Raw genomic sequence first — 26,189 nt, 5'->3', positions numbered from 1 at the left:
TTGGGAGAGGACAAGAACACGATGATCAAGACAATTCGCCACACCGCTGCCGCTGCACTGCTGGTAGCGAGCGCCCTTGCTGTGCCCGCGCTGGCCGATACCGCCGGCCAGCCGACCACGGCGACGCTCCACGCCGACAAGCCGGGGCCCACGTATGACGCGCGGATCTTTACCCAGTTTGCCGAGCATCTGGGCAACGGCATCTATGGCGGCCTGTGGGTGGGCAACGACAAGTCGATCCCCAACACCAACGGTTTCCGCAACGACGTGATCGGCGCGCTGCGCGAACTGAAAGTGCCGGTGATCCGCTGGCCGGGCGGTTGCTTTGCCGATGAATATCATTGGCGCGAAGGCATCGGCCCGCAAGCCAAGCGCCCGGTCAAGATCAACACCAACTGGGGCGGCGTGACCGAACCCAACGCCGTAGGCACGCACGAATATTTCGAGTTGCTGCGCCAAGTGGGTTCGCAAGCCTATATCTCGGGCAACGTGGGCAACGGCACGGCACGCGAAATGGCCGAATGGGTGGAATACATCACGTCACCGGCCGGTAGCCTGGCCGAAGAACGCGCCCGCAACGGGCACAAGGGCGCCTGGGCACTGCCCCTGTTCGGCATCGGCAACGAGCTGTGGGGTTGCGGCGGCAATATGCGCCCCGAATATGCCGCCGACGAGACCCGCCGCTTTGCCACGTTCATCAAGGCGCCAGCGGGCACCCGCGTGCTCAAGATCGCCTCGGGCCCGAACGTGGACGACTACAACTGGACCGAAACGGTCATGCGCCTGGCTGGCGACCAAATCGACGGGCTTTCGCTGCACTATTACACCGTGCCCGGCGGCTGGCCGCCGCGCGCCACGGCCACCGGCTTTGACGAGCACGGCTGGGCCGAGACGCTGGCCGGTGCGCGCCGCATGGACGAACTGGTCACGCGGCACAGCGCGATCATGGACAAGTATGACCCGCAAAAGCGCGTGTTCCTGGCGGTGGACGAATGGGGCACATGGTACGCCCAGGAACCGGGCAGCCACCCGGGCTTCCTGTTGCAGCAGAATACGTTGCGTGATGCGCTGGTTGCCTCCACCACGCTGGATATCTTTGCCCGCCATGCCGATCGCGTGCGGCTTTCGGCGATCGCCCAGATGGTCAACGTGCTGCAGGCGATGATCCTGACCGAAGGCAAGAAGATGGTGCTCACCCCCACCTATCATGTCTTCATGATGTATCGGCCGTGGCAGGATGCCACGGTGCTGCCGATCGACATTGCCAGCCCATGGTATGCCAAGGACGAATTCACCATGCCGGCCGTCAGCGGCTCGGCCGTGCGCGACAAGGCCGGCGTGGTCCACGTCGCCTTGTCGAACCGCGATCCGGGCCAGGCCAACACGGTGACGGTCAGGCTGGACGGGGTGACCGCCAGCAGCGCCGCCGGGCAGGTGGTGACCGCCGCCACCATGGACGCGCACAACACCTTTGACACACCCGATGCGGTCAGGCCCGCGCCGTTCACCGGCGCGACCATCCAGGGCGGCACGCTCACCGTCACGTTGCCGGCCAAGTCGGTCGTGGTGCTCGACCTGCGCTGAGCGCGGGCAAGAGGAGAGGATTGCATGAACGCGAAAACCCTGCTGGCGGCAGCCGCCGCCCTGGCCCTTCCCGCCCAGATGCTCGCCGCGCCGGCCGTGGCGCAGCAAGTGGGCGAAAAGGCTGCCGGAACGCTCAACAGCCAGTTGACCGGCGACCTTGTTCCCACCCACGATCCGGTGATCATCCGCGAAGGCGATACCTATCACGTCTATGGCACCGGCGTGCCGGGTGACGATGGGCACTATATCCTCTCGCGCACGTCCACCGATCTCAGGCACTGGACGGCCACCGGCCCGCTGTTCACGGCCATTCCCGAATGGGCCAAGCAGGCGGTGCCGGGCACGCGCGAGATGTGGGCGCCCGACATCTCGTTCGTGAACGGGGAATACCGGCTGTATTATGCGGTCTCGACGTTCGGATCGAACCGGTCGGCCATCGGGCTGTTCACCGGCAAGACGCTCGATCCCAAGGCCAAGGACTATGGCTGGAAAGACCAGGGCCTGGTCGTGATGTCGACCCAGGCGGATGATTTCAACGCCATCGATCCCAATTTCGTGATCGATGCGCAGGGGCGGCACTGGCTGGCGCTGGGCAGCTTCTGGACCGGGATCAAGCTGTTCCCGCTCGATCCCAAGACTGGCAAGCCGGCGCCCGGCACCCTGCCCTACAGCATTGCCCGCCGCCCCGCCCCGGCCGGCGCACCCGGCCCGATCGAGGCGCCGTTCATCCTCCAGCACGGTGGGTATTACTTCCTGCTCGCCAGCTACGACTATTGCTGCAAGGGCACGCAAAGCACGTATTACACCGTGGTCGGCCGCGCCAAGCAGATCACCGGGCCCTATCTGGGCAAGGACGGCAGCGACATGATGCAGGGCGGCGGCACCGTGTTCCTGCGCGCCGATCTTCAGGAACAGCAGCGCTTCCGCGGCCCTGGCCATGCCGGCGCGTTCACCGACAAGGACGGGCAGACCTACGTTGTCTATCACGCCTATGACAAGGCCAACAACGGCGCATCCACCATGCGCCTGGCGCCAGTGCGCTGGGATGCCGATGGCTGGCCCGTGGCGGATTATTGAGCCATGGGCCGCACCCCCGTGTTGAGCCGCCGCGCCTTTGCCCTGGGCGCGGCCGGCCTTTCGATGGCCAGCCCGATGGCGGCGCGCGCAGCGATAAGGGGCATCGGGCGTGGCACCGGGCCGGGCAACGTCAGCGCCCTGCCTGCGCCACGCAACCCGCTGGTGCGCCAGCGCGCCGACGCCCAGGTGTTCCGCCACGGCGATGGCCACTATTACATGATGGGATCGGTGCCGGAATACGATCGGCTGGCCATTCGCCGCGCGCCGACGCTGGCAGGACTGGCCGATCCGGCCAGCGAGCACGTGGTGTGGCGCCGGCCCGCGAACGGCAAACTGGGCGGCTATATCTGGGCGCCCGAACTGCATTGGTTCGATGGCGCCTGGCATATCTATTTCGCCGCCGGTGACAGCGACGATCCGTTCCACATCCGCACTTATGTGCTCGCCAGCCGCGATGCCGATCCGCTGACGGGAACCTGGCATCTGCTGGGCCAGTTCAAGGGGCCGTGGGACAGCTTCACGCTCGATTCCACGCTCTTCGTGCACAAGGGCGTGCGCTATGTCTGCTGGGCGCAGCGCGAACCGGGGATCGAGACCAACTCCAATCTCTACCTCGCGCCCCTGGCGGATGCACTGACGCCGGGCCGTGCGCCGGTGCGGCTGTCAGTGCCCACTCTCGATTGGGAAATTCCCGGCTTCAAGGTGAACGAGGCGCCGGCGGTGCTGGCCCGCAACGGGCGCCTGTTCCTCACGTATTCGGCGGCGGCCACCGATGCCCGCTATTGCCTGGGCATGTTGACGGCCGACACCGATGCCGACCTGATGGATCCGCGCGCCTGGGCCAAGAGCCAGCACCCGGTGTTCACCTCGTGCCCGCAGACCAGCGTCTATGGGCCGGGGCACAACAGCTTCACCGTGGACGAGCACGGCCACGACATGCTGGTCTACCACGGCCGCGACTATGCCGCGATCACGGGCGATCCGCTGTTCGATCCCAACCGCCACACCCGCGTGCAGCGCCTTTACTACCACGCCGATGGCACGCCCGATTTCGGCGTGCCGGTGGGCAACGGCGCCCTGCCCGATCGGCTGGTGCCGGCCGGCGCGCCGGGCCGCTTCCTGTTGCACGGCGATGGCGGCGTGGCGGTGGGCACCGCGCCCCTTGCGCAAACCCAGTTCCGCCAGGTGCCCCTGCCCGCGCTGGTCAACGAACTGGCGCCGGGCACGGCGCCCCTGCCCGGCCAGGCCGGCGCGGTGTGCCTGATACCGATCCTGCGCCCCCATGCCGCATTGGCCGTGGCACGCGACGGCAGCGCCACACTGGTAGAGCTGGCGCCGGGCCAGGCAGTTCCGCCCACCGCGCTGTTTCACGCAGTGGCACTGCCGCAGGGCAAGTGGCGCTTCGACTCGCTGGCCGTGCCGGGCCAGGCCCTTGCGGCGCAAGGGCAGGCATTGCGCCTGGCGCCGCGCCATGCGCGCATCTGCCTGTGGACGCTCAACTGATTTGTCAGACCAGAATATCGCCAAGGTCGCGGCCGGTTTGCGCCGTCGCCTTGGCGCTTGCGCCTATTCTGAATGTTGCCACGGCTGACAAAATATCTCTTGCCATGAATTAGTCGGAGTAATAAATACTCCGACTAAATCGGGCGAGGCAACCAGCCCGCCCACCAGGGAGGGTGTTTCATGGCAATCAGAACATTTGTATGCGCGTCCGCTTCGGTGCTGGCCCTCACCTTGGGCAGCGTTGCGCACGCGCAAGACGCCGCCCCCGCCGCAGCACCGACCACGCCCAGCGATGCACAGGCGGACAGCGATGTCGCCGGTGCCATCGTGGTCAGCGGCGTGCGTGCCTCGATCGTGGGTGCGGTCAACGTGCGCAAGCAGGCCACGCAGATCATCGATTCCATCGTCGCCGAAGACGTGGGCAAGCTGCCCGACAACAACGTGATCGAAGCCCTGCAGCGCGTGACCGGCATCCAGGTGACCGACCGCGCCAGCGGCGAAGCCGGCACCGTGACCATCCGCGGCCTGGCCGATCCACTCACCACGCTCAACGGCCGCAACATCTTTACCGCCGCAGGCCAATCGTTCGCGCTCCAGGATATTTCGGCCAACCTCATCCGCCAGGTCGATGTCTACAAGACCCGCTCGGCCGACCAGATCGAGACGGGGCTGGCTGGCCAGATCGACGTGAAGACGCGGCGCCCGTTCGATTTCAAGGGCTTCACCATCTCGGGCCTGGTGCGCGGGATTTATGACGAGCAGGCCAACAGCTATAACCCCAACGTGGCGCTGCTGGTGTCGGATCGCTGGGAAACCGGGATCGGCGACGTGGGCATCCTGGTCAACGGCAGCTGGAGCCGCAGCAAGTACCGCACCATGTCGGTCACTGCCGGCGCGCTGGTGCCCTTTGCCACCGAAACGCCGCCCGCCGGCTCGGGCCTATCGCCGCTCGAACGCATTTTCCCGGGCGACGACAACGTGAACTGGACGCCGGGCCTCAATGCCGGCCTGCCAACGGCGCCCGGCTCCACGCTCAATATCAACGGCGTGGCCACGCCCTATTACCTGAGCCGCGACGCGGTGTTCAGCTCCGACCTCTATGGCAAGCGGGAGCGGCCCTCGGCCAATATCGCGCTGCAGTGGTCGCCCAACCCCAGCTCGACCTATACCGCCGAAGCGTTCTACGCCGGCTTCCGGGGCGAGACGTTCAACAGCCTGATGTTCAGCTTCGTCGATTGGTGGGGCAATCCCGGGCCGGTCTCGCTCTATGACGGCACCAACATCGTCAAGTCGCGCACGGTGGACGATGTCTATGGCTTCAACAGCGCCGATTTCACCACCAACCGCACCGACAGCTATGTCTATGCGTTGAACGGCAAGTGGGACCTGGGCAATCGCGGGGGCATCGTTGCCGATGTCGCCTATCAGACCAGCACCAATGAAACCACGTTCATCGCCATGCGCACCGATCGCGTGGCCAAGCAGATCACGGCCGATTTCAATGCCGGCGGCGGCGTCGCGTCCTATCACTTCAACGACGACGCGCTGCTGACCGATCCCACGCAGTGGAACGTCGCGCAGCTTTACGACAATGCCGGCAAGACCAGCGGCAATGCGATCACGCTGACGCTTGACGGGCATTACACCTGGGACAGCGGCTTCCTGCGCCAGATCAAAGCGGGGATGCGCTACGACGATCGCAAGGCCTCCAGCTACAGCCGCACCGCCAGTGCCAACGGCCTGGGCCGGAACCTGTCCACGCTGCCCAGCGAAGCGCTGTTTACCAACAGCAACTTCTTCGATGGCCGCGCCAGCGTGCCGACCAGTTGGACTCTGCCCAGCGGCTGGTGGCTGAACGACAACGCCGATACCGTGCGCGGTCTCTATGGCATACCCACGTCGGACAAGCTCTCGCTCGACCATGTGTTCGACATCGACGAGCGCACCATGGCGGCCTATGTCCAGGCCGACGGCCAGATCGACTTGTTCGGCCGGCCGCTGCGCCTGGAAGCGGGCGTCCGCTTTGTCACGGTGGATACGGATACGGTGTTCATGGCCACGTTCGGCGCCAACAAGGGCCTGCCGGTGCGTGGTTCGGTGGGGGCGGAACGCTTCCTGCCCTCGTTCACCGCGCGCTTTGACGTGACCGACAAGCTGCGCCTGCGCTTCAACTATGGCGAAACGCTGCGCCGCCCGAACTTTTCCGATCTCAACCCCAACCCCACCCTCACCGGTGATCTCACCAACGTGGGCTATGGCAGCGGCGTTGCCGGCAATGCGGCCCTGCGCCCGACCCATTCGCGCAATTTCGACGCGGCGGTCGAATGGTACTTCGACCGCGACAGCGCGATCTACGTCACCGGTTTCCGCCGCGAAATCGATGGCCTCGTCGTGCCGCTTTCGGCGCTGGAATACATTCCCAACAACGGCATCACCGCCGGCGCGACCGACCATTTCGTGATCAGCCGCCCGGTCAATGCCTCGGACGGCGTGCTCAAGGGCGTGGAAGTGGGCCTGACCTGGTTCCCGCATTTCCTGCCGGGCCCGCTCAACGGCCTGGGCCTGACCGGCAGCGCCACCGTGCTCGATTCCAAGCAGAACATTCCCGAAAGCGACGCGGCCGGCAATATCACGCAAACGCAGTCGCAGTTCTTCAACGTCTCGAAGTTCTCGTACAATGCCACGCTGGCTTACGACAAGGGTCCGATCTCGGCCCGCCTGTCTTACATCTGGCGCCAGGCCTTCCTGCACAACAACGAAGCGCGGCTGTTCGCCAACCCCATCGGTGTGTGGTTCCGCCCGGAAAAGAGCCTGGATTTCCAGCTGACACTCAACGTCAACAACCGCATCGGCATCACGTTCGATGCCGTCAACCTGACCAGCGAGATGCAGCAGAACTACTACAAGTACGGCAACGCCGGGAACCAGGACCAGTTCAACCTGGGCTCCACCTTGCGCCCGCGCACGTTTGCCCTGGGCGCGCGCTTCAAGTTCGATTGATCCCTCCGGCGGCGCCGTTCCTCCCGGCGTCGCCAACTCTCTCACGCTGGCATGGGGCCGCTGTCCCGGCCCCATGCCGCACTCCAAGGCCAGTCCGGCTTGCCCCGGACTGGCCTTTTCGTGTCAGCCGATCAGATCTTGAAGCCAAAGCGCACGCCATAGGTGCGCGGCGGCTGGAACTGATAGGTGTTGGTGCGCGAGTTGAAGTTCTGCACGCCGTTGGCCAGCACCACCTTGTCGCCCACGTTGCGCACGAAGGCCTGGATGTTCCAGCTGCCGCCGTCGGGCGCATATTGCAGCGAAAGGTTGCCCGTGACGTAGGGACGCGACTGGGTGTCGTAGGTGTTGAACACCGAATAGTAGAACGACGAGCTGTACTTGGCATCCGCGCGCGGGGTCAGGGTGCCGCCAAAGGCCGGGATCGCATATTCGATGCCGCCCGATGCGGAAAGCTTGGGCGCGTTAGGCAGCTGGTTGCCACCGATGTTCTGCGCCGTGCCGCCACCATCGTTGACGGTGATGTTGTCGCCAAAGCGGGTGTGCAGCCAGGCCGCGTTGAAATCGATCCGCCCGCCTGCGCCGAACAGGGCCACGGCCTGCAATTCGGCGCCATAGATCTTGGCCGAACCGACGTTGAACGTCCCGGCCGCGCCGTTGAGCGAGTCCGCGGTCTGCGAGGCCTGATAACCGCGATAGTTGAAGTAGAACGCGGCCGCGTTGAGTTGCAGGCGGTTGCCCATGAAGCGGTTCTTGGTGCCCACTTCGAACGCGTCGAGCGTTTCGGGGCCATAGGGGATCGATGCGGCCGAACCGTTGGAGTTGAACCCGCCCGACTTGTAGCCGCGATCGTACTTGGCATAGACCAGCGAGTTGGTGGCCGGGGTGTAGTCCAGGCCCACGTGCCAGGTCGGCTGCGACTTGGTCATGCGGCCCGCGCCATCGGTGTACCCGGTGGTGAAGGGGAACACGAAGCCCCATTCGGGGAACGCCAGCGCCGGATAGTTGAGCGCCGCGCCGCCGGTGCGCACCTTTTCGTCGCGGGTATAGCGGCCGCCCACCGTCAGCTTCCACTGGTCGTTCAGCTTGTAGGCCACCTGGCCGAACACAGCGTCGGACTTGGTCTTGACGTGGTAGTTGAAGTGGATGCCGTACGTGTTCGAGAAATCGAGGAACGAGAGCGGGCCACCGGTTGCATAGTCACCGGTCATCGCCAGGTTGTAGATGCCCGAATCGATCGTGTTGGTTTCCTGGAAGTGGAACAGGCCAACCTGGAAGAACAACGGATTGTTCTGCCCGTTCGACAGACGCACTTCGTGGTTCCACGTCGTGGGCGATTCGTTCTGCAGGAAGTTGCGGATCGCCGGATAGGCGGGGCCCGTCGCATCAAGCTTGTGGTTCCAGGTCTGCTTGTCCCAGCCACCGGCGTAGGTCAGCGACAGGTCACCCAGGATATCGGACACGGTGCCTTCCCAGCGCACCCGGTCACCCTTCACGCGGTTGGACGTGGCGGCCTGGTTGGGGAAGCTCTTGGCATCGCCAAAGCTGGGCCGGGTGCCGAGCGGCGCGGAGACCAGCGCGACGTCACCCACGTTGTTGATATCGTCATGCTGGTAGGAAGCCCAGAGCTTGACGTTGGTGGTGGGCTTCCACTGCACCTGCACGCGGCCCGACGAGGTGTTTTCATCGTCGCCGTCGATGTTGATGCCGGTGAGGTGGCGATAGCCGTCATGCTGGCGATGGATGCCCGAGAAGCGCACGGCCAGGGTATCGGTCAGCGGCACGTTGCCACCCGCTTCCACGTTGAGCGCGCGGTAGTTGCCCACTTCGAACGAACCATAGGCGCCGGCCGTGTCGCTGGGCCGGTTGGTGATCAGCGAGATCAGGCCGCCGGTGGAATTGCGCCCGTTGAGCGTGCCTTGCGGGCCCTTGAGCACTTCGACGCGGGCGATGTCGTACATCGACGTGCCGATGGAGAACGAGCGGTTGGTGTAGAACCCGTCGCGGGCGATCGGCACCGAAGGATCGCCGATTTCGGTCACGTCGGTCGATGCGATGCCGCGCACGGCCACATAAGCCGCGCCGGTGCTGCTGGTGACGTTGACGCTGGGGTCCATGGTGGCCAGCGACTGGACGTTGCTGATGCCCTTCTGCGCCAGATCGGCGCCGGTGTAGACGGTCAGCGCAACGGCGGTCTTCTGGGCAGAACTTTCCGCGCGGTTGGCGGTCACCACGATTTCGGCAAGGCCATCCGCATTGGGTTCGGCCTGCGCGCCCTGCGCGGCGGCGGGCTGCGGCGTGGCGCCGTCCTGGGCATGGGCAACGGTGGCGATGGTGGGCATGCTCGCGCCGATCAACAGCGCCGCGATGAAGCGGTTCATCCGATTTTCCTCCCCAATCGTTGCAGCGAGAACACGACTCGCTGCTTTTGAATCAAAATGCTCGTTCTGATTATCGCGACGAACCGGGCTGGTCAAGCCTATTTGGAATGCTCACTACAAACTGACACTTGCGCCCAGGCCAAGGGGCCTTTGCGGCCTGCCGAACGCGGCCGCTTGACAGCGCCGCGCCTTGCGGCAATACCGCAAACAATACGAACCATAATTCTATTTTTAGCAAGCCATCCGCAGCAGGATATTCAGCCTGCCGCGCTTGGGGGGAGAGCCATGATCGCAGCCATCGCCACATCGGGCGCACCAAGGGCCGGCAGCCGCGCTGCGGGCCCTGCGCGCGTGAGCGTCGGCGCTTTCATGGCGCCGCGGGCCTTGCCGCTCTTCCCATTCCTTTCGCATCCCCGGCGTGCAACCCGCGCCGGCCGCCTCTCCTGACGGAGCCATGAAAGCCATGTCCAAAATCCAGCGGGGCGTAAGCCTCTATTCCTTCCAGGAAGAGCTCTTCCTGGGCCGCATGTCGGTTGAAGACTGCGTTGCCTTTGCCAGTTCGATCGGGGCCAACGGCATCGAGATTCTGCCTGAGCAGAACATGCCCGAATTCCCCAACGTGACCGACGCCGATGTGGCGCGCTGGCAGGACATGCTTGCCCGGCACGGCGCGCATTTCACCTGCTATGACATGTTCCTCGACACCAAGCTGCGCAAGGACAGCCTGCTGAGCGATGACGAGCAGGTGGACAGCATCGTGCGCGATATCAAGCTGGCCAGCCGGCTGGGCATTCGCAACATGCGCGTGCTGGTCTTCGTGCGCCCCGATATCCTGGCCCGCTGCGTGCCCTTTGCCGAACAGTACGACGTGCACCTGGGCGTGGAAGTCCACGCGCCCTGGCACCTCGAACATGCCTGGATCCTGCGCACGATCGAAGAGGCCGATCGCCTGGGCACGCGCCATCTCGGCATCCTGCCCGACATGGGCATCTTCATGAAGCACTACCCGCCCGCCTTCCGCGCGCGGTTCGAACGCCAGGGCGCCCGGCCCGAAGTGGCGCAGTTCATCGTCGACCAGCACGAAGCCAAGATCATGTGCGAATACACGATCTATGAAGTGGCGGTGAAGATGGGCGGCAACAAGGCCGAAGTGGCCATGGCCGAAACCCTGCGTCATGCGCCGTTCGCCAATCCCAAGCGCATCGGCGACTATGCCCCCTATTTCCGCCACATCCAGGCCAAGTTCTATGAAATGAACGAGGACTGCACCGATCCTGCCATCGCCTATGACGAAGTGATTCCCGAACTGGTCAAGTGCGGTTGGGAAGGCACGCTTTCGAGCGAATACGAAGGCAATCGCTGGATCCAGGACGTGCACGAAGTGGACAGCCGCGAGCAGGTCCGGCGCCAGCATGTGATGTTCGAACGGCTGATCAGCCAGGCCGAAGCCAAGTATGGCGCCAAGGAGACCGTGTGATGTTCGACAAGTACCTGATCGACCCGGCCACCGTGCGCAACACCGGCCCGGCCGATGCACCCACCGGCTTCGCCTTTGAAGCCAAGCTGGGTTATTACCGTGGCCTGACCCTTTCGATGATCGAAGAACTCGCCGTCACGCTCGACGGGACCGAACTGCCGCGCGATGCCGTGCAGTTCGATGAAGGCGCGGGGCCGATCGCGCTCGATGCCATGGAAACCGCTTATGACCGGCGCTGGGCGTTCGGCACGCCTGCCACGATCCTGGTCAGCCACCCCGGCGGACTGGGCACGGGCGAGCACAAGCTGGGCCTGCGCCAGAAGCTGCGGGTTTCGTACCTGCCCTTCCCCGCGTTCAACACCGACGAAAAGACCGTCAGCGCCGCCTGACCATGCGCGCGCCGGGGCCTGCGGCACCCCGGCGCGCCGGCATTGCCCGAACGACCAGACCGCGAACGGGAGAGCAAGCGTGAGCCATATTCTCAAGCCGGCGCTGGCCTTGGCGCTGGCGGTGTCTGGTGCCGCCGCGCCGATTATCGCTTGGGGGCGGCCCGCGCCCAACCCGCACCACGGCAGCGGCCAGCACGCGCGCGAAACCGCGCGCAACCGCGCGATCATCACCGATTTCGCCCACCGCTTCTACACCCTGCGCCAGGTGCGATCGGCGTTCGAAACTTATGTCGCGCCCGATTACATCCAGCACAATCCCGGCCTTGCCGACGGACGAGATGCAGCGATCACCATGCTGGCCCCGATGTTTGCCGATCGCGGCCACAGCTTTGCCATTCGGCACATTGTGGTGGACGGCGATCTGGCCGCGGTGCACATCTTCGTCAAACCAGATCCGGCAGCGCGCGGCGCGGCCGTGGCCGATTTCTATCGCCTCAAAGACGGCAAGATCGTGGAGCATTGGGACGTGATACAGCCGATTCCCGAGCAGTCCGCCAACACGCACCCGATGTTCTGACCCGATCGAAAGCCCGCGCCATGTCCAGCCAAACCACCTCGCTCCTGCCGGCGTCGGCCGTCATCGATCGCCGCCAGTTCCTGGCCGCAGCGCTGGTGACCGGGGCCGTTTCCGCCCTTGCCGGTCCGCTTGAAGCCGCGCCGGCCCCCGATGCCGCGCTCGATGCTCTGGTGGCGCGCATGACGGTGGCCGAAAAGGCCGGGCAGCTGCACATGGAAGCCGCGCTGTCCTATCGCCAGGCCGAGCCGGCGGTGGCGCAGTTCAACCCCTTCGTGCCGCCCGTTACCCCGCAACAGGCACGTGCGCAATTTGCCGAGCAACTGGCGCGCATCCGCGCGGGCGGCGTGGGCTGGATCATGACGCCGATGGACGTTGAATCCATGATCCTGGGGCAGAAGGCGGCCGTGCAGCAATCGCGGCTGAAAATCCCCGTGCTGTTTGCAGCCGACATCATCCATTCCGATCGCACCGTGTTCCCGGTGCCCCTGGCCGAAGCGGCGAGTTTCGACCCGGACCTGGCGCGCCGCACTGCGCGGGCCTGCGCGGTGGAAGCATCGGCGCGCGGGCTGGACGCGGCCTTTGCCCCGATGGTGGACGTGGGCCGCGACCAGCGCTGGGGCCGCGTGGTCGAAGGCGCTGGCGAAGATGTGCTGTTGGCGCGCCTGTTTGCTGCGGCGCGCGTGGCCGGTTTCCAAGGCAAGCTGGGCGCGGCGGACAGCCTGCTTGCCTGCGTCAAGCACTTTGCCGCCTATGGCGCGGGGGAAAGCGGGCTGGATTACCAGGGCAACGCCCTGTCGGAACGGGTGCTGCACGAAGTGTACCTGCCGCCTTTCCAGGCCGCATTCGACGCCGGCGCGCTGCTCGTCATGGCCGCGTTCAACACTGTCGATGGCGTCCCGGCCACGGGCAACCGCCACCTGTTGACCGAAATCCTGCGCGACCAGATGGGCTTTGGCGGCGCGGTCATTTCCGATTTCCGCAGCGAAGAGGAACTGATCGCCCACGGCCAGGCCGAAGACGGCGCGGACGCGGTGCGCCTGGCGCTCAATGCCGGGTGCGACGTGGGCATGGTCAGCGGCCTGTTTCCGCTGCACATTCCCGCCCTGGTGGCACAAGGCGCGATTTCCCTGGCCACGCTCGATCGCGCGGTGGGCCGCGTGCTGCGGGTCAAGCAGGCGGCCGGCCTGTTTGCCGATCCGTTCCGTCGGCTGGACCCTGCGCGCAGCCGGCGCCCGGCCCCGCCGGCGCACCGCGAACTGGCGCGCGAGGCGGCGATCAAGTCCATCGTCCTGTTGCGCAACGAAGGCGGTCTTCTGCCGCTCCGTGCCGGCCCGCGCATTGCCCTGGTCGGCCCGTTCGGACCTGATGCGGACAATTGCCACGGCCCATGGTCCACCTTCACGCCCGATGCCCCGCCGGTTTCGCTCGAACAGGGCCTGCGCGCAGCCCTGCCCGATCCCGCCCTGCTGACCGTGGCGCCCGGTTGCGCGATCGACGCCGCCCTGCCCGGCGGGATCGAAGCGGCACGTGCCACCGCGCAGAATGCCGACGTGGTCATCCTCGCCCTGGGCGAAAGCCAGCGCATGTCGGGCGAAAGTTCCTCGCGCGTGGATATCGTCATTCCGCCCGCGCAGCAGGCGCTGGCCGAAGCGATGGCCGCCACGGGCAAGCCGCTCGTCGTCGTGCTGCGCCATGGCCGGGCCCTGGCGCTCAAGGGTGCCGTGCGAGAGGCGCCCGCTTTGCTGGCGGGATGGTTCCTGGGCACGGAAACCGGCCATGCCCTGGCGGCGGTGCTGCTGGGCAAAGTCAGCCCATCGGGGCGCTTGCCGGTTACGTTTCCCCAGGCCACTGGGCAGGAGCCCTATTACTATGCGCGCGAAAGTTCGGGACGCCCGGCCTCGGGCGCGCCTGATGAACTTTTCAAATCCCACTTCATCGGGCTGTCCGATGCGCCGCTCTACCCGTTCGGCCACGGGCTGACGTATGGTGATGTGCGCTATGGCCCGGTGCAGGCAGCGCGCGCTGGCGAAGGCGTGGTGGTGTCAGCAAGCGTGACCAACGCCGGCAGCCGCGCGGTGGAGGAAGTCGCGCAGTGCTATCTCCACGACGTGGCCAGCGAAGTGGTGCAACCGGTGCAGAAGCTGGTCGCGTTCGAAAAGCTGGCGCTGGCCCCGGGGGAAACCCGCACGGCGCGGTTTGCCATCACGCCGGCCATGCTCGCCCATCTCGACCAGGCCTGCCACGTGGTGGCGGGCAGCGGCGCGTTCGATTTCTGGATCGCGCCGGCGGCCCGCACCGGCACCCCGGCGCGCATCGACGTGGGGCGGCCGACCTGATCAGGCCGATGGCATCATCAGGAACGCGGCGAGCATGCGGCCCAGGTCCTGCTTGAGCACGTCCCAGCGGCCTTCCCACGCCGCTTCCTTGGCTGAGCCGAAACCAAGGTAGCGCGCGATCGCGGCGTAGAGCACGCGAAAGCAGGAATCGACCGCGCGCTCGGGATCGTCCTGGCGGATTTCGGCCCGATGGGCGAGCAACGCGCTGCGCACCGCCGCAGCCGTGCTGGCATAGGATGCCTTGCCGGTTTGCGCCACGATCGGATCGTGGGTTGCCCGCTGCATCAGCGGGCGCAGCAGGGGGGCGTGTTCGCGCAGCGTTTCGGCCACCGCTTCGACCAGCAGGGGCACGATCGCCACCAGGCTTCCTGCCGCTTCGCGCGCGGCAACCACTTGGGTGAGCATGCGCGTGTCCACGCGGTCGAGCACGCGCAACTGCACCGATTGCACCAGCGCGTCCTTGCTTTCGAACCGGCAATATATCGAACCGATCGAAACCTGGCCCAGACGGCTCACCTCGCTCAGGGTGAAAGCTTCCCCGCCCTTGGTCACCAGGAGTTCCTCGGCCGCAACCAGCATGCGTTCGTAGGACGCCTTGCTGCGGCCCTGCCGGGGTACCCGCACCGATGGTGCCAAATGTGCTTCTTCCAAGTGCCGATCCTCTTGCTGGCCAAGCGCACAGCGCCGCCAACCCGCCCATCCCAACAGCCGGGAAACGCAGTGCAGCAGGGGGCAAAGCGAGAATCCGACTGGACAAAATATAATTGCAGTTCTAATTCGAAATAGTACCGCAGCGCGATCCGGGGAGCAAGCTGGTTTCCCGACAATCAACGCGCCTGCCCGGACCTTTAGGGGAGAGAAAATGCGCTTTTCCGTGTTCCTGAACGCTCGCTCGATGAGCCCGGCCGAAGATGGCCAACTGATCACAGACCTCATCGGCCATGCCGAGAACGCCGCCGCGCAAGGTTTTGAAGCGGTGTTCATGCCCGACCACCACTTCAACGGCTACATGCCCGTGGCCAGCGACAGCTTCATCCTGGCCGGCTACCTTGCCGCGCGGCTGCCGCAGATGCACATCGGCTTTTCGGTGGTTTCGGTGCCGCTGCACCACCCCGTGCGCTTTACCGAGCGGGTCAACGTGCTGGATCACCTGACCCAGGGCAAGCTGCTGGTGGGCGTGGGTTCGGGCACCACGCCCGAGGAAATGATCGGCTTCAACGTCAACTACAAGGAAGCCGGCGCCCTGGCAGAGCGCAACCTGGCCCTTGCCGAAGAGCTGTGGGCCAAGCGCATGGACGATCCGGCCGTGACGATCGACAACGGGCCCTACCAGGGCCGCGTGCTCCAGCGCATCACGCCCGCGCCCTATGGCGAAAAGCATGCCCGCCTCATGCCGGTCGCGATGAAGGAAGCCAGCGCGCGCCGCGCCGCGCAGCATGGCTGGCCCGCGTTCATCCCGGCCTTCACCCCGCCCAAGATCGGCGGCACCGAACCGTTCACCCATGTGAAAAAGTACTTCGACATCTACAAGGGCCTGCTGCTCGAAGCCGGGCACAGCGAGGCGACCGTGCGCGATGCGCTGTCCTGGACCACGCACACCTACCAGTTGGTGCACGTGGCCGAAACCGACGAGCAGGCGCGCGATGAAATGATGACGATCCTGCGCGCCTATCAGGATGCGATCGAGCGCGAGGCCGAATTCAACGCGCGCGCCGAAAGCGACGAAGCCAACACCAAGACCGATCGCACGCCCAACGCGCTCACCGAAGACTGGATCGGCACCTGGTGCCTCTATGGCTCGCCCGAAACGGTGATCGAGCATCTCAAGCCCTACGCCGAACTCGGCATCGGCAACGTCCTGTGCGGCACCACCACCGGCCCGCTGACCGAGGAACGGCTGCGCCTGGGCAACCAGACGCTGGACCTCATGGGTCGCAAGGTCTTGCCCGCGCTGAAGGGGGCTTGAACACCATGAAGATCGTGGGGATCGGCGGAACCCTGCGCGATGGTTCCAGCACCGAACGCCTGGTGGCGGCGGTGCTGGCCAGTTGCGAAAGCATGGGCGCCCAGACGCAGATGTTCGGCGGCAGCGCCTTGAAGGCCCTGCCCCATTTCAACCCTGAAAGCCCGGAACGAACCGACGGCGAACGCGCCCTGGTCGAAGCCGTGCGCCAGGCCGACGCCGTGGTGATCGGTTCGCCCGGCTACCACGGCGGGGTTTCGGGCCTGGTCAAGAACGCCATCGACCTGCTGGAAGATCTGGCCAAGGACGCGCGCCCCTATTTCGACGGGCGCCCGGTGGGCCTGGTCGTGAGCGCGGCCGGCTGGCAGGCCACCGGAGTCACCCTGGCGGCGCTGCGCGGCATCACCCATGCCATGCGCGGCTGGCCAACGCCGCTGGGCATTGCCGTCAACACCGTGGCGCAAAAGCCGTTTGGCCCCGATGGCACGATCGCCGATGCCGAGATTGCCGGCGCGGTGGCCGCCCAGGCGCGCCAGATCATGCAATTTGCAGGAGTGGCGGCATGACCCTGTCCCTGACCGACGCTGCCCGCCTCACCGCCGGAGCCACGATGTGGACCACGGGCGCCGTTCCCGAACGTGGCGCACGCAGCGTGATGATGGCAGATGGCCCGATGGGCGTGGCCAGCGGGCGCGTGGACGAACGCGACGTTTCGGTGCTTACGCCCGCCCCAGTGGCGCAAGGGGCGAGCTGGGATCTCGATCTCGTCGCGCAAATGGGCGCGCTGGTGGGCAACGATGCGATTGCCATGGGCGTGGATGCCTTGCTGGCACCCAACGTCAACCTGGCGCGCAGCCCGCTGGCCGGGCGCGCGTTCGAATACTATTCCGAAGACCCGCTGCTGACCGGGCTGTGCGGTGCGGCCTGGGTGCGCGGCATCCAGTCCACCGGCACGGGGGCAGTCGCCAAGCATTTCGTGTGCAACGACAGCGAAACCCAGCGCGACACCATGAACGCCGTGGTGGACGATGCCACGCTGCGCCAGGTCTACCTGCTGCCGTTCGAAATGGCCTGCGCCGCCGGCTGCGGCGGGATCATGACCGCCTACAACCGTGTCAACGGCGATTGGTGCGCGCAAGGCCCAGCGCCGCTGGCCATCGTGCGCAACGAATGGGCCTATGGCGGCGTGCTGATGAGCGATTTCTTCGCCACCCACTCCACCGCGCCCACGCTCAACGCCGGGCTCGACCTGGAAATGCCCGGGCCGGCACGGTTCCTGGGCGCCAAGGCAGAAGACGCCGTGGCGCAAGGTGCCGTCAGCGCCGGGCGGGTGCAGGATGCAGCCGAGCGCGTCGTGCGCTTCAATCAGCGCTTTGGCGGGGCCAAGACCCCGGCGACGCTCGACGCAGAGGAACTGCTCACCGCAGGAGCCGCCGCCGGCTTCGTGCTGCTGCGCAACGATGGGCTGCTCCCGCTTGCCCCCACGATTCGCACCCTGGCAGTGATCGGCCCCAATGCCACGGCGCCCTGCTATCAGGGCGGCACGTTTGCCCGCATCGCCGTCACGCCTGATGCGCTCACCCCGCTCCAGGCGATCGAGGCAACGCTGGGCCCGTCCATGGCGATCGTCCATGAACCTGGCGTCGATCCGCAGCCGCGCCTGCCATCCATGCCGGTCACCCCGGCGATGGACCTGGGCGATGGCTATACCACCGGCCTGACGGTGGAATATTTCGCCGGGCACGACCTGACAGCCACGCCCCTCTCGCGCGAGACGCGGGCGACCAATTCGCTGGTATGGTTCCACGGCGTGCACGATCAGGGCCACTTCAACGAAGCCGGCGCAGTGCGCGCCAGCGGCTGGTTCACGGCCCAGGCCGATGGACCGCATCGCTTCTATGCCGGGGCCACGGGGCCCGTCGTGCTCAAGGTGGACGGAGTTGACGTGGTGGACCGCGCGATCCAGCCCCCCGCTTCCGACATCATGGGCGTGCTCAAGGCTGGCGATGCCGATGACGGCGTGGTGACCCTGGCCGCCGGGCAGCGCGTGCTGGTGGAAGTGGAACTCCGCTATGCGCCGGCCCGCGTGCAGGGCCTGTGGTATGGCGTGCGCGCACCCGATACGCCCGACGCCATGCTCGCCCGGGCGGTTGACGCCGCGCGCCAGGCCGATGCCGTGGTGCTGATGCTGGGTGAAACCGCCGATGCCAGCGTGGAAAGCAAGGACCGCGCCGATACCCGGCTCGATCCTGCGCAGTTGCGCCTCGCCGAGGCCGTGCGCGCCGCCAATCCGCGCACGGCAGTGGTGGTCAACGTTGGCCACGCCTTCGATGCCAGCTTTGCCGCCGATGACGCCGCGCTGCTGGTGGCGTGGTATCCGGGCCAGAACTTTGGCAAGGCCCTGGCCGATGTCTTGGCCGGTACGCGCGAACCAGGCGGCCGCCTGCCGATGACGCTGGCCGCGGCAGAGGCGGATTATCCCGCGCTGAACCTCACCCCAGATGCCGATGGCAACCTGGCATACGATGATGGCGTCCTCGTGGGCTATCGCGGCCTCAAGGCACAGGGCAAGGCGGCCCTGTTCCCTCTGGGCGCTGGCCAGGGCTACACCCGCTTCACGCTGGATGACGCCCGCATCGTGGATGGCCAGGTGCTGGTCAAGGTAACCAACACCGGCAGCCGCCCCGGCAGCGAAGTGATCCAGGCCTATCTCGCGCAAAGCCCGTTCGCGCTGGTCGGCTTTGCCAAGCTGCACCTCGAACCGGGTGAAACGGCCACGGCCACGATCACCCCCAGCCCCTACATCCTGCGTGCGGTGCCCGGTAGCGAGCCCGTGTCGCTGGTGGTGGGCCGCGATGCGCAGGACGCAGCCTTTGCGCTGACCCTGCCCCGCTAGGACATCGTAGCCAGCAGCGTGGCGCATGGCCCGGAAGCCCAACAGGGTTTCCGGGCCTTTTGCTGTGCCCTGGAAACAAGACCTGCCGGGCACAAGAAAAAGGCCCCAACCGGTTTCCCGGTGGGGCCTTCTGGCAATCCTTGCGGAAAGCTTGCTTAGTGGGTGAGCCCGGCAATCGCGCTGTCAACCAGCACCTTGTCGGCATCGGCGCCATGACGGGCGGCGATAATCTGGCCGGCGGCAGCAGCAGCGGCCGCAGCGGCCGTGGCGCGCAGATCGTCAACCGCGGCGCGCTCGGCCGCGGCGATCTTGTCCGACGCCATCTTTTCGCGACGGGCGATGATATCCCGCGTGTCGGCTTCGGCCTTGGCCACGATCGCGCTGGATTCGGTGCGAGCGTGATCGAGCATGGCGGCCGCATCCTTTTCCGCATTGGCAATGCGGGAAAGGTATTCGGCGCGAAGGGCTTCGGCTTCGGCGCGCAGCGCCTTGGCATCGGCCAGTTCGCGGCGGATCGCGGCGATCTGCCCGTCAAGGCCCTTGGTGATCGTGCCAGGCACCTTCTTCCACACCAGGATCAGCAGGAAGACGAACATGGCAGCGGCGACGATCGCGCCGGCGCCGATGCCGTTGATGGTGGGTTCGGCCGCTTCATGGCCAGCAGCGTGCTGTTCGACCGTTGCCGTCGTTGCGCTGACATTAGCCATGGGCGAGCACTCCCTGCACGGCGCCGCGCGCGTCTTCGGCCGAAACCGAAAGCCCCGCGAGGCGGCTGACGATATCCTGCGCAGCCTGCGCGGCCACGTCTTGCACTTCCCCCTGCGCGGCAGCGCGGGCGGCGGCAATGCGCGCCTCGGCGGCGGCAGTGGTTTCCTCGATCCGCGCGGCGGCGGCTTCGAGTGCGGCCTGCGTGTTGCGGGCAGCGTCGGCCTTGGCGGCGGCGATCAGGGCATGGGCCTGGGCGCGTTGCTTGCCTTCGGCAATGCGCCAGGCCTGTTCTTCGGCGTCGGCGGCGGCCCGGGCAGCTTCAGCCGCACCAAGGTCGTCGGCGATCTGCTTGTTGCGCTGGTCGATGGTCGACACCACGCCCGGGAGCAAGCCCCGGCCGATGACGAAGAAGACCAGGCCAAAGCACACCAGCAGCCAGAACACCTGGCTGGCATAGGTATCGGCGAGTTGGGCTATCTGGGGCATCGCGTTGGTCCGCGCTTCCTGTCTATCGTTCTGGCCGGCCGGGGATCACCCCGGCCGGATGTCAATCAATGGTCCGCTTCGCTGCCTCAGGCAACGAAGATCAGGATCATCGCGACGACGAACGAGAGCAGGCCCAGAAGTTCGGCGGCGGCGAAGCCGATGAACAGGCGGCCCTGCTGGCCGTCAGCGGCGCCGGGGTTGCGCAGCGCGCCTTCGAGGAACTTGGCGAAGACATTGCCCACGCCCAGCGAGGCCAGACCGGCGCCGATGGCAGCGAGACCAGCGCCGAGAAGCTTTGCGCTCTGTGCGTCCATGATAAAAACTCCCTCTTTGTCGTAAACCGGTGTGAAGCGGTATCAGGTGGTGGTGACGGTCAGTGAAGGTTTTCCGCGTCGTTGAGATAGACGCAGGTAAGCAGGGCAAAGACATAGGCCTGGATGCCGGCAACCAGCAGTTCCAGGGCGCAGATGCCGATCATCAGCAGGAAGCTGGGCACGCCTGCCAGGAAGAAGGTGCCAACGCCCGCGTTGGTGCCCGAGATCACGAAGCCCGAGAGCACTTCGAGCAGCACGTGCCCTGCCATCATGGCCACGAACAGACGCAGGCCAAGCGAGAAGGGACGCACCAGGAACGAGATCAGCTCGATCGGGAAAATCACCGGCACCATCACCGCCGGGGTGCCGTGCGGCACGAACAGCGAGAAGAAGTGGAAGCCATGCTTGGCAAAGCCCACGATCAGCACGATCGCAAAGCTCATGATCGCCAGCACGCCCGTCACCGTGAAGTGGCTGGTGGCCGTGAAAGGATGGATGCCCACCAGCGCCAGCGGCAGCAGGCCGAGCAAGTTGGCAAACAGGATGAACGTGAACAGCGAGAACACGTAAGGCAGGTACTTGCGACCCGCATCGCCGATGTTGGATTGCAGCAGGGTGTCGACAAAGCCGGTCAGCCCTTCGACAGCCATCTGCCAGCGGCCCGGCACTTGCGCTTTCTTGGCACCACCGCCCACGAACACGATCAGCACCAGCGTGGTGATGACCATCCACAGGGCCGAATTGGTGAAAGCAATGTTGTGCCCGGCGATGGACCAATGATCGGTGCCAAACAGCGGCTCGATCGTGAATTGGTGTACCGGATCGACCTTACCTTCGGCCACAGTGCTTGTCCCCGTTACGCGCAAAAACACCAAGGCACCCCTGCCCCGGCCATTCTTTTGGCCGGAAACCCATCGGATGCAAAGACCCGATCAGGAGCGCCCGTTCGAGATCCTGATGACATTGCGGAAGGCTACGCCCATCCCCACAAACAGCATCACCAGAAGCCCCCATGGTCGCGTACCGGCAAACTGGTCGATGACCCAGCCGATGAACGCGCCGCCCGCAAGCCCGCCGATCAGTTCGGCCAGAACCCGGTTGCCCAAGCGATAGTTCGCATCGGACTTTTCCCGGTCTGGCGCAGGTTTGCGCGCTTGCTCCTTCTGGCGGGCGGCATCGAGCCGCGCGTTCAGACGGGAAAGACGTGCATCCTCACCGATGGGCTCTGCGTCGGTCTGTTCGTCACTCATGGCATGCTCCGTCGCTGGATCGAACACGGGTGCTCGCTCCCCCATCGGGGCAGGTCATGCGCAACGGCATCCCGCCGAGGGCGCCTGCCCCTTAGGCGGGGGGTTTTCCCGAGTCAACCGCCGTGCGCCGAACTTGCCCCAGTTGCGCGCATACGTTTGCGTCAATCCTGCGACAGCGCGGCCCTGAGCGCCCGGAATTCCAGGGCTTTTACAGGCAGCGCGAATCGCGCTGCGGCGGGGCACTGGTGCGCTTGGTCCAGGTGCCATTGGGCGCCTGGTACATCTCGCCCGGCTGGGTCTGGGCGATCAACAGGCAGCCGGACGTGAAGGCGTATTCCTCCACAGTCGCCTTCTGCGCCTGGGCCTTTTCGGAATAGACCGCGCGCCGCTTGAGGTTGATATCGTCCACGACAGACTTCAGCGCCGGGCTGGGCGGCGTGACATAGCCCAGATAGCCATCCATCTTCTCGCCCACCTGACCGGCCGCGCGCGCGGAGGCATAGGCTGGATCGCGTTGCGCCAGCGCGGCGACGGGCGCGGCCACCAGCGGCAAGGCCACGGCAGCGGCGAGCGCGAAGGCGACAGGGGCGGAAAAAGCAGCGTTGCGTGCCATCTCAGAAGATGTCCTTGTTCTTGTCGATCGTCTGGCTGGCGTCTCCGGCCAGGCGATAGACCACTTCCTGCTTGATATTGATGTTCAATTCGATGACGATCGGCTTGTCAGGCGCCTTGACCGAAATACACCCGGACAGCGCGGCGGCAGCGCCCGCCAGCAATCCCACGGCCACAACCTTGCGCTTCACGTCTGCCCCCCTCTTTTGGCCGTCACAGCCGGCAATCGTTGCAGCGCCGCGATGCACGGTCAAGCCACGGCTTGGCAAGAGAAGGCATTGCACGAAAGCGTTCATGGCATGGTTCCACTTGCTGAAGGCTGAATGGCGGGCTTGCCGGGTTTCTCGCCGGCCGACGGCGCAGCGGCGGGCTGGGCGCCGGCCGGCACGCGCGGCACGATGCGGCCCTTGGCATCGAGCAGCCCGACCGTGCGCGGATCGGCCACGACCGAAGGATCGTACATCGACTTGTAGGTACCCAGCAGGCTGTAGAACGGCGCCCGCACGTTGAGGTTGAACTGGATCGGCAGCCCTTCGATCTGGCGGGTGAAGAAGTTGCGCTTGGTCCCTGCGCCCTGGCTCACCCCACCGAACTGCACCTGGGTGACGAAATCGCCGGCAATGTCGCCACGCAGCGCGATGGTCATGCGCTTGTAGTCCAGCGAGCGCAGCGCCTGGAACGCATAGTTGGCCATGAACGACAGGTCCTTGTAGGTCAGCGCGCCGACGTAGGAGACATTGCCGCCCCCGCGCGAGGCCAGCGTGCCGCCCACGATGTGCCCGCCATTGGCATCGAACACCACCGGCAGGCGCCCGTCGAACACCCCGGTGGCCGAGATATTGGCCATTTCCATGCGCGATACGAACTGCGCGGCATCAAGCCCGTCGATCACCAGGGTGAACTTGCGCTCTTCAGCCAGGGCAAAGCGCAAGGTCGTGGGATCGAGCGAGAGGCGCCCACCCATGAACGGCCACTGCGCGCCGTTGACCTGGACCACCATGTCGCGCTTGAGTTGCAGGTCCACCGTGCCGTCGGTCACTTCCACGCCCGGGTTGATCGAGGCGACTTTCAGGATCTGGTGCGGAGCGGTTTCCATGGCCAAGAGGTCGGTAAAGTCCAGCGTGCCCGAAAGCCCCTTCACCGGGCCGAACGCCGCCGCAAAATCAAGGCCCTGGCTGCCAAACCGGCCAGACGATGTGACACGGTCGCCCTGCCAGTCGATCCGCCCCTTGCCGCTGATCGATCCGCTCGCATTGGCGACCAGGCCCAGTGCCAGGCGGGTGAGCTGCGCAGGCTGGAAATCCTTGTCGAACACAAGCTTGTCCACCGCGAGATCGGCATGGCCGGTGGCGTGGGAAAGATCGTGCTCCACGCTCACCACGGTCACCGGGCGCTTGCTCTCCGCTTCGCGCAACAGCGCCTGCGCGGTGATTCGCCCGTCGGCCAGCGTGAGCGTGGCATCTTGCGCGGTCAGTTTTTCGAACCGGGCCGGGCTGGCGCGGTCGGTCACGTCGAACGCGGTCTGGGCCAGCATCAACTTGCCCGCGGCATAGCGCCAGGTGCCGGTAGCGCCGGTGATGTCGAGCGGAACCGCGGCCATGCGCGCCTCCACCCCGGCAAAGCGGCCGGTAAAGTCCTTGCCCAGTTGGGCGGTCAGGTCGGCCAGGGTCAGCCGCGTGGCGGTGGCTTCCGGCCCGAGCGCGACATTGAGCCCACGAGCAGTGAGCGTGCCAGGCCAGGCCAGGCCCACCGCGCCGGTTTGCAGGCTGAGCGGCGTTTCGCCCATCCGCCCCGTCATGCGCAGGGCCGATGTGCCCATGGCCACGCGCAAGGGGCCCGGCCCGCCGGCCGAAACGATCGCCTGCCCACCCACCGGGCACAGCGTCAACGCCTGGCCATCGAGCGTCATCTGCCCGAGCTGCAACGAATCGAATTGCGGCTCGATACAGCGCCGCCACAGCGCCAGCGCGCCGTGCCGGCCATAAGCGCCGCTGACCGGCAGGCGCAGGTTTTCCACCCGCCCGCCGGGAATCGCGCCCGAAAGCCGTGTCTGGCCGGCAAAGCCCATCGCGCCGTCGGGCATCTGCACCACGACCAGTTCGGGCACGGCCAAGCGCCCGCCGCCCACGGCATAATCGGCCATGGCGAGGTGGAACTGCGCGCCGGCGCGCCCGCGCCGCTCCATCGTGCCGGAAATGCGCGGCAAGCCATTGCCGCCAGTGACAAAGTTTCCGGCAAAGCGCGGCGTGATCGCGCCCTTGCCCGCCACCTGCACTTTGCCCAGCGTCAAAAGCGCCTGCCCGCTGCCCCCGCGCAGGGTGCCCTGCGGCACCACCACGTCCCAGGCGCCATCATGCCCGTGGCGCACGGTGAGATCGGCAGCAAAGCGACTGCCGCGCTCTTCCTCGCCCAGGCGGCGGCGCACTTGCGCCATCATCGGCGCGGCGAGGGTGCCGGCCACGGCCGCCTGCGCCGAGGCCAGCGCCTGGTCCAAGGCCGGCCCGCGCCGCAGCCCTCTTGCATCGACCGTGCCACGAAACTCGGCATCGGCCATGGCTCCCGGCGTAGCGGCCGGCCGTGCCTTGACCAGCCCATCCAGTTCCAACAGACCGACCGACCCTTGCGCGGTACGCACCCCGCCGGCCGTTGCCGCCACGCGGCCACTCAGCGCGCCGCCACGCCAGGCCAGCGCGGCATCCAGGCCCAGCGTCTGGCCCGAAACGGCAGCGGCGCGAAACGCGCTGGAGCGCGCACGCCCTTTGACGCTCAGTCCCGCCAGATCGCGATCGGCCTGCGCTTCAAGCTGCAGGTCTGCCCCGCCCACCGCCAGACCATTGGCGGGACAAGCCAGGTTGGCAACGCGCACCGGACCGGCAAAGCGCGGTTGCTCGTTGCTCACCATCACCTGGCCGAACGCGGTGGCGCGGCCTGTGGTGCAGGCGCCCAGCGCCAGGCGCGGCGCGACCACGGCCAGCGTGCCGGCAAAGCCATCGCGCAAGGGGCCTGCGCCATCGGCCTTGAACGCCACGCGCCCCTGGTCGGCATCGACCAGTCCGCGCCCGTCGACGATGGCCAACCGCCAGTCGGGCAGCCGGAACGGCTCCTTGCTGGTGGATGGGGCGTAGATCACCTTGTCGAGCGTGCCGAAGCTCGCATGGCCGGCGTGCACGGTGCCATAGAGGCGCGGGCGGACCAGGGTGACCTGGCCGATGCGCGGGCCGGTCAGGCTCCACGCCAGGCCGAGTTCGACGCGTTCGATCACCAGATCGGGCCGGGCGGCATCGCCCACCACCACGTTGGCCAGCACTTCGCGCCCCGGCCCGATCGAAACGATGGTATAGCGCGCCGGCAGGCCAAGCGCCGCCAGTTCACCCGCGATCACCCCGTCGGCAATGCGATTGCGCGCCAGCCACAGGCCACCGCCCACCACCAACGCCGCCGCGCCTGCGCCCAGCAGGGCCACACGCCAGCGACGCCGCCGCCGCATGGGCGCCGGACCTTCAGGTTCCGCCAAATCGGTCGTATCCGCCATTCGCCCCCTTCTTGCGCATGGCCCGCGCTTGGGCAATGCAAATCGCCGAAACATGCATTTCGCAACGCGCGCCGGCCTGCCCGGTGCCCACCTTCTTGCCCACGCAC

The 26,189-nt window shown here is 66.4% G+C and carries 21 protein-coding genes; 11 read left to right on the top strand and 10 right to left on the bottom strand.

The annotated features are described in order from the left end of the window. The first annotated feature begins 21 nt into the window (after positions 1-21). From R9J51_RS10355 to R9J51_RS10340, 4 genes are all read left to right on the top strand, one after another. Positions 22-1,584, top strand: coding sequence for an alpha-L-arabinofuranosidase C-terminal domain-containing protein (locus tag R9J51_RS10355; protein WP_179504418.1), 1,563 nt, complete (start codon positions 22-24; stop codon positions 1,582-1,584). A gap of 24 nt (positions 1,585-1,608) precedes the next feature. After that, positions 1,609-2,661 carry an arabinan endo-1,5-alpha-L-arabinosidase gene (locus R9J51_RS10350; RefSeq protein ID WP_168554399.1) on the top strand — a complete coding sequence of 351 codons (1,053 nt, stop codon included), beginning with the start codon at positions 1,609-1,611 and terminating at the stop codon, positions 2,659-2,661. 3 nt (positions 2,662-2,664) lie between these two features. Beyond that, positions 2,665-4,164 (top strand): family 43 glycosylhydrolase, encoded by a 1,500-nt coding sequence (locus R9J51_RS10345; protein ID WP_179504417.1) that lies wholly within the window; start codon positions 2,665-2,667, stop codon positions 4,162-4,164. Positions 4,165-4,344: 180 nt separating this feature from the next. Beyond that, on the top strand, positions 4,345-7,164 hold the full coding sequence (locus R9J51_RS10340; protein ID WP_179504416.1) for a TonB-dependent receptor: 2,820 nt from the start codon (positions 4,345-4,347) through the stop codon (positions 7,162-7,164). Between the two features lie 131 nt (positions 7,165-7,295). Here the strand turns inward: R9J51_RS10340 and R9J51_RS10335 are convergent, their stop codons facing one another. Next, the gene (locus tag R9J51_RS10335) at positions 7,296-9,542 is read right to left on the bottom strand and encodes a TonB-dependent receptor (RefSeq protein ID WP_179504415.1); all 2,247 of its coding nucleotides are present in this window, start codon (positions 9,540-9,542) and stop codon (positions 7,296-7,298) included. A 463-nt stretch (positions 9,543-10,005) separates the two neighbouring features. Between R9J51_RS10335 and R9J51_RS10330 the strand changes: the two genes are divergently transcribed. The 4 genes from R9J51_RS10330 to R9J51_RS10315 all read left to right on the top strand — a co-directional run bounded on the left by R9J51_RS10330 (position 10,006) and on the right by R9J51_RS10315 (position 14,321). After that, complete coding sequence (locus tag R9J51_RS10330) at positions 10,006-11,019, top strand: sugar phosphate isomerase/epimerase family protein (protein WP_169473967.1); 1,014 nt, start codon at positions 10,006-10,008, stop codon at positions 11,017-11,019. Continuing rightward, positions 11,019-11,408, top strand: coding sequence for a C-glycoside deglycosidase beta subunit domain-containing protein (locus tag R9J51_RS10325; RefSeq protein WP_168554394.1), 390 nt, complete (start codon positions 11,019-11,021; stop codon positions 11,406-11,408). The genes R9J51_RS10330 and R9J51_RS10325 overlap by 1 nt, the downstream gene beginning before the upstream one ends. 79 nt (positions 11,409-11,487) lie before the next feature. Further along, positions 11,488-11,985, top strand: a complete 498-nt coding sequence (locus R9J51_RS10320; protein WP_432787373.1) for a nuclear transport factor 2 family protein — start codon at positions 11,488-11,490, stop codon at positions 11,983-11,985. Positions 11,986-12,005: 20 nt separating this feature from the next. Continuing rightward, positions 12,006-14,321 (top strand): glycoside hydrolase family 3 N-terminal domain-containing protein, encoded by a 2,316-nt coding sequence (locus R9J51_RS10315; RefSeq protein ID WP_179504414.1) that lies wholly within the window; start codon positions 12,006-12,008, stop codon positions 14,319-14,321. On the opposite strand, the gene R9J51_RS10310 is transcribed toward R9J51_RS10315, so the two are convergent. Continuing rightward, on the bottom strand, positions 14,322-14,972 hold the full coding sequence (locus tag R9J51_RS10310) for a TetR/AcrR family transcriptional regulator (RefSeq protein ID WP_169473964.1): 651 nt from the start codon (positions 14,970-14,972) through the stop codon (positions 14,322-14,324). A 211-nt stretch (positions 14,973-15,183) separates the two neighbouring features. Between R9J51_RS10310 and R9J51_RS10305 the strand changes: the two genes are divergently transcribed. Genes R9J51_RS10305 through R9J51_RS10295 form a run of 3 tightly spaced genes read left to right on the top strand, consistent with a single transcriptional unit; the run spans position 15,184 to position 19,180 of the window. After that, positions 15,184-16,287, top strand: coding sequence for an LLM class flavin-dependent oxidoreductase (locus R9J51_RS10305; RefSeq protein ID WP_179504413.1), 1,104 nt, complete (start codon positions 15,184-15,186; stop codon positions 16,285-16,287). Positions 16,288-16,292: 5 nt separating this feature from the next. Beyond that, positions 16,293-16,850 carry an NADPH-dependent FMN reductase gene (locus R9J51_RS10300; protein WP_169474907.1) on the top strand — a complete coding sequence of 186 codons (558 nt, stop codon included), beginning with the start codon at positions 16,293-16,295 and terminating at the stop codon, positions 16,848-16,850. Continuing rightward, complete coding sequence (locus tag R9J51_RS10295; protein ID WP_179504412.1) at positions 16,847-19,180, top strand: glycoside hydrolase family 3 C-terminal domain-containing protein; 2,334 nt, start codon at positions 16,847-16,849, stop codon at positions 19,178-19,180. Before R9J51_RS10300 ends, R9J51_RS10295 begins: the two co-directional genes overlap by 4 nt. A gap of 155 nt (positions 19,181-19,335) precedes the next feature. Here the strand turns inward: R9J51_RS10295 and R9J51_RS10290 are convergent, their stop codons facing one another. From R9J51_RS10290 to R9J51_RS10255, 8 genes are all read right to left on the bottom strand, one after another. Beyond that, positions 19,336-19,887, bottom strand: coding sequence for a hypothetical protein (locus tag R9J51_RS10290; RefSeq protein WP_168554388.1), 552 nt, complete (start codon positions 19,885-19,887; stop codon positions 19,336-19,338). Continuing rightward, entirely contained in the window at positions 19,880-20,374 is a 495-nt protein-coding gene (locus R9J51_RS10285) for an ATPase (RefSeq protein WP_168554387.1), read from the bottom strand. The genes R9J51_RS10290 and R9J51_RS10285 overlap by 8 nt, the downstream gene beginning before the upstream one ends. Before the next feature lie 86 nt (positions 20,375-20,460). Further along, positions 20,461-20,688, bottom strand: a complete 228-nt coding sequence (locus R9J51_RS10280) for a F0F1 ATP synthase subunit C (RefSeq protein ID WP_022677864.1) — start codon at positions 20,686-20,688, stop codon at positions 20,461-20,463. A 59-nt stretch (positions 20,689-20,747) separates the two neighbouring features. Next, positions 20,748-21,530, bottom strand: a complete 783-nt coding sequence (locus R9J51_RS10275) for a F0F1 ATP synthase subunit A (protein ID WP_168554386.1) — start codon at positions 21,528-21,530, stop codon at positions 20,748-20,750. Between the two features lie 90 nt (positions 21,531-21,620). Further along, positions 21,621-21,938, bottom strand: a complete 318-nt coding sequence (locus R9J51_RS10270; RefSeq protein ID WP_168554385.1) for an AtpZ/AtpI family protein — start codon at positions 21,936-21,938, stop codon at positions 21,621-21,623. 208 nt (positions 21,939-22,146) lie between these two features. After that, a complete protein-coding gene (locus tag R9J51_RS10265) occupies positions 22,147-22,551 on the bottom strand; it encodes a YdbL family protein (protein WP_168554384.1) in 405 nt (134 codons plus the stop codon). A 1-nt stretch (position 22,552) separates the two neighbouring features. Continuing rightward, positions 22,553-22,741 (bottom strand): YnbE family lipoprotein, encoded by a 189-nt coding sequence (locus tag R9J51_RS10260; RefSeq protein ID WP_248290255.1) that lies wholly within the window; start codon positions 22,739-22,741, stop codon positions 22,553-22,555. A gap of 101 nt (positions 22,742-22,842) precedes the next feature. After that, positions 22,843-26,037 (bottom strand): intermembrane phospholipid transport protein YdbH family protein, encoded by a 3,195-nt coding sequence (locus R9J51_RS10255; RefSeq protein WP_218847419.1) that lies wholly within the window; start codon positions 26,035-26,037, stop codon positions 22,843-22,845. Between the last annotated feature and the right edge of the window lie 152 nt (positions 26,038-26,189).

Source organism: Novosphingobium rhizosphaerae, from assembly GCF_050920675.1.
Lineage (GTDB): Bacteria > Pseudomonadota > Alphaproteobacteria > Sphingomonadales > Sphingomonadaceae > Novosphingobium > Novosphingobium rhizosphaerae.
The sequence above is the reverse complement of the archived record's forward strand: the minus strand, read 5'-3'. Positions and strand labels throughout refer to the sequence as shown.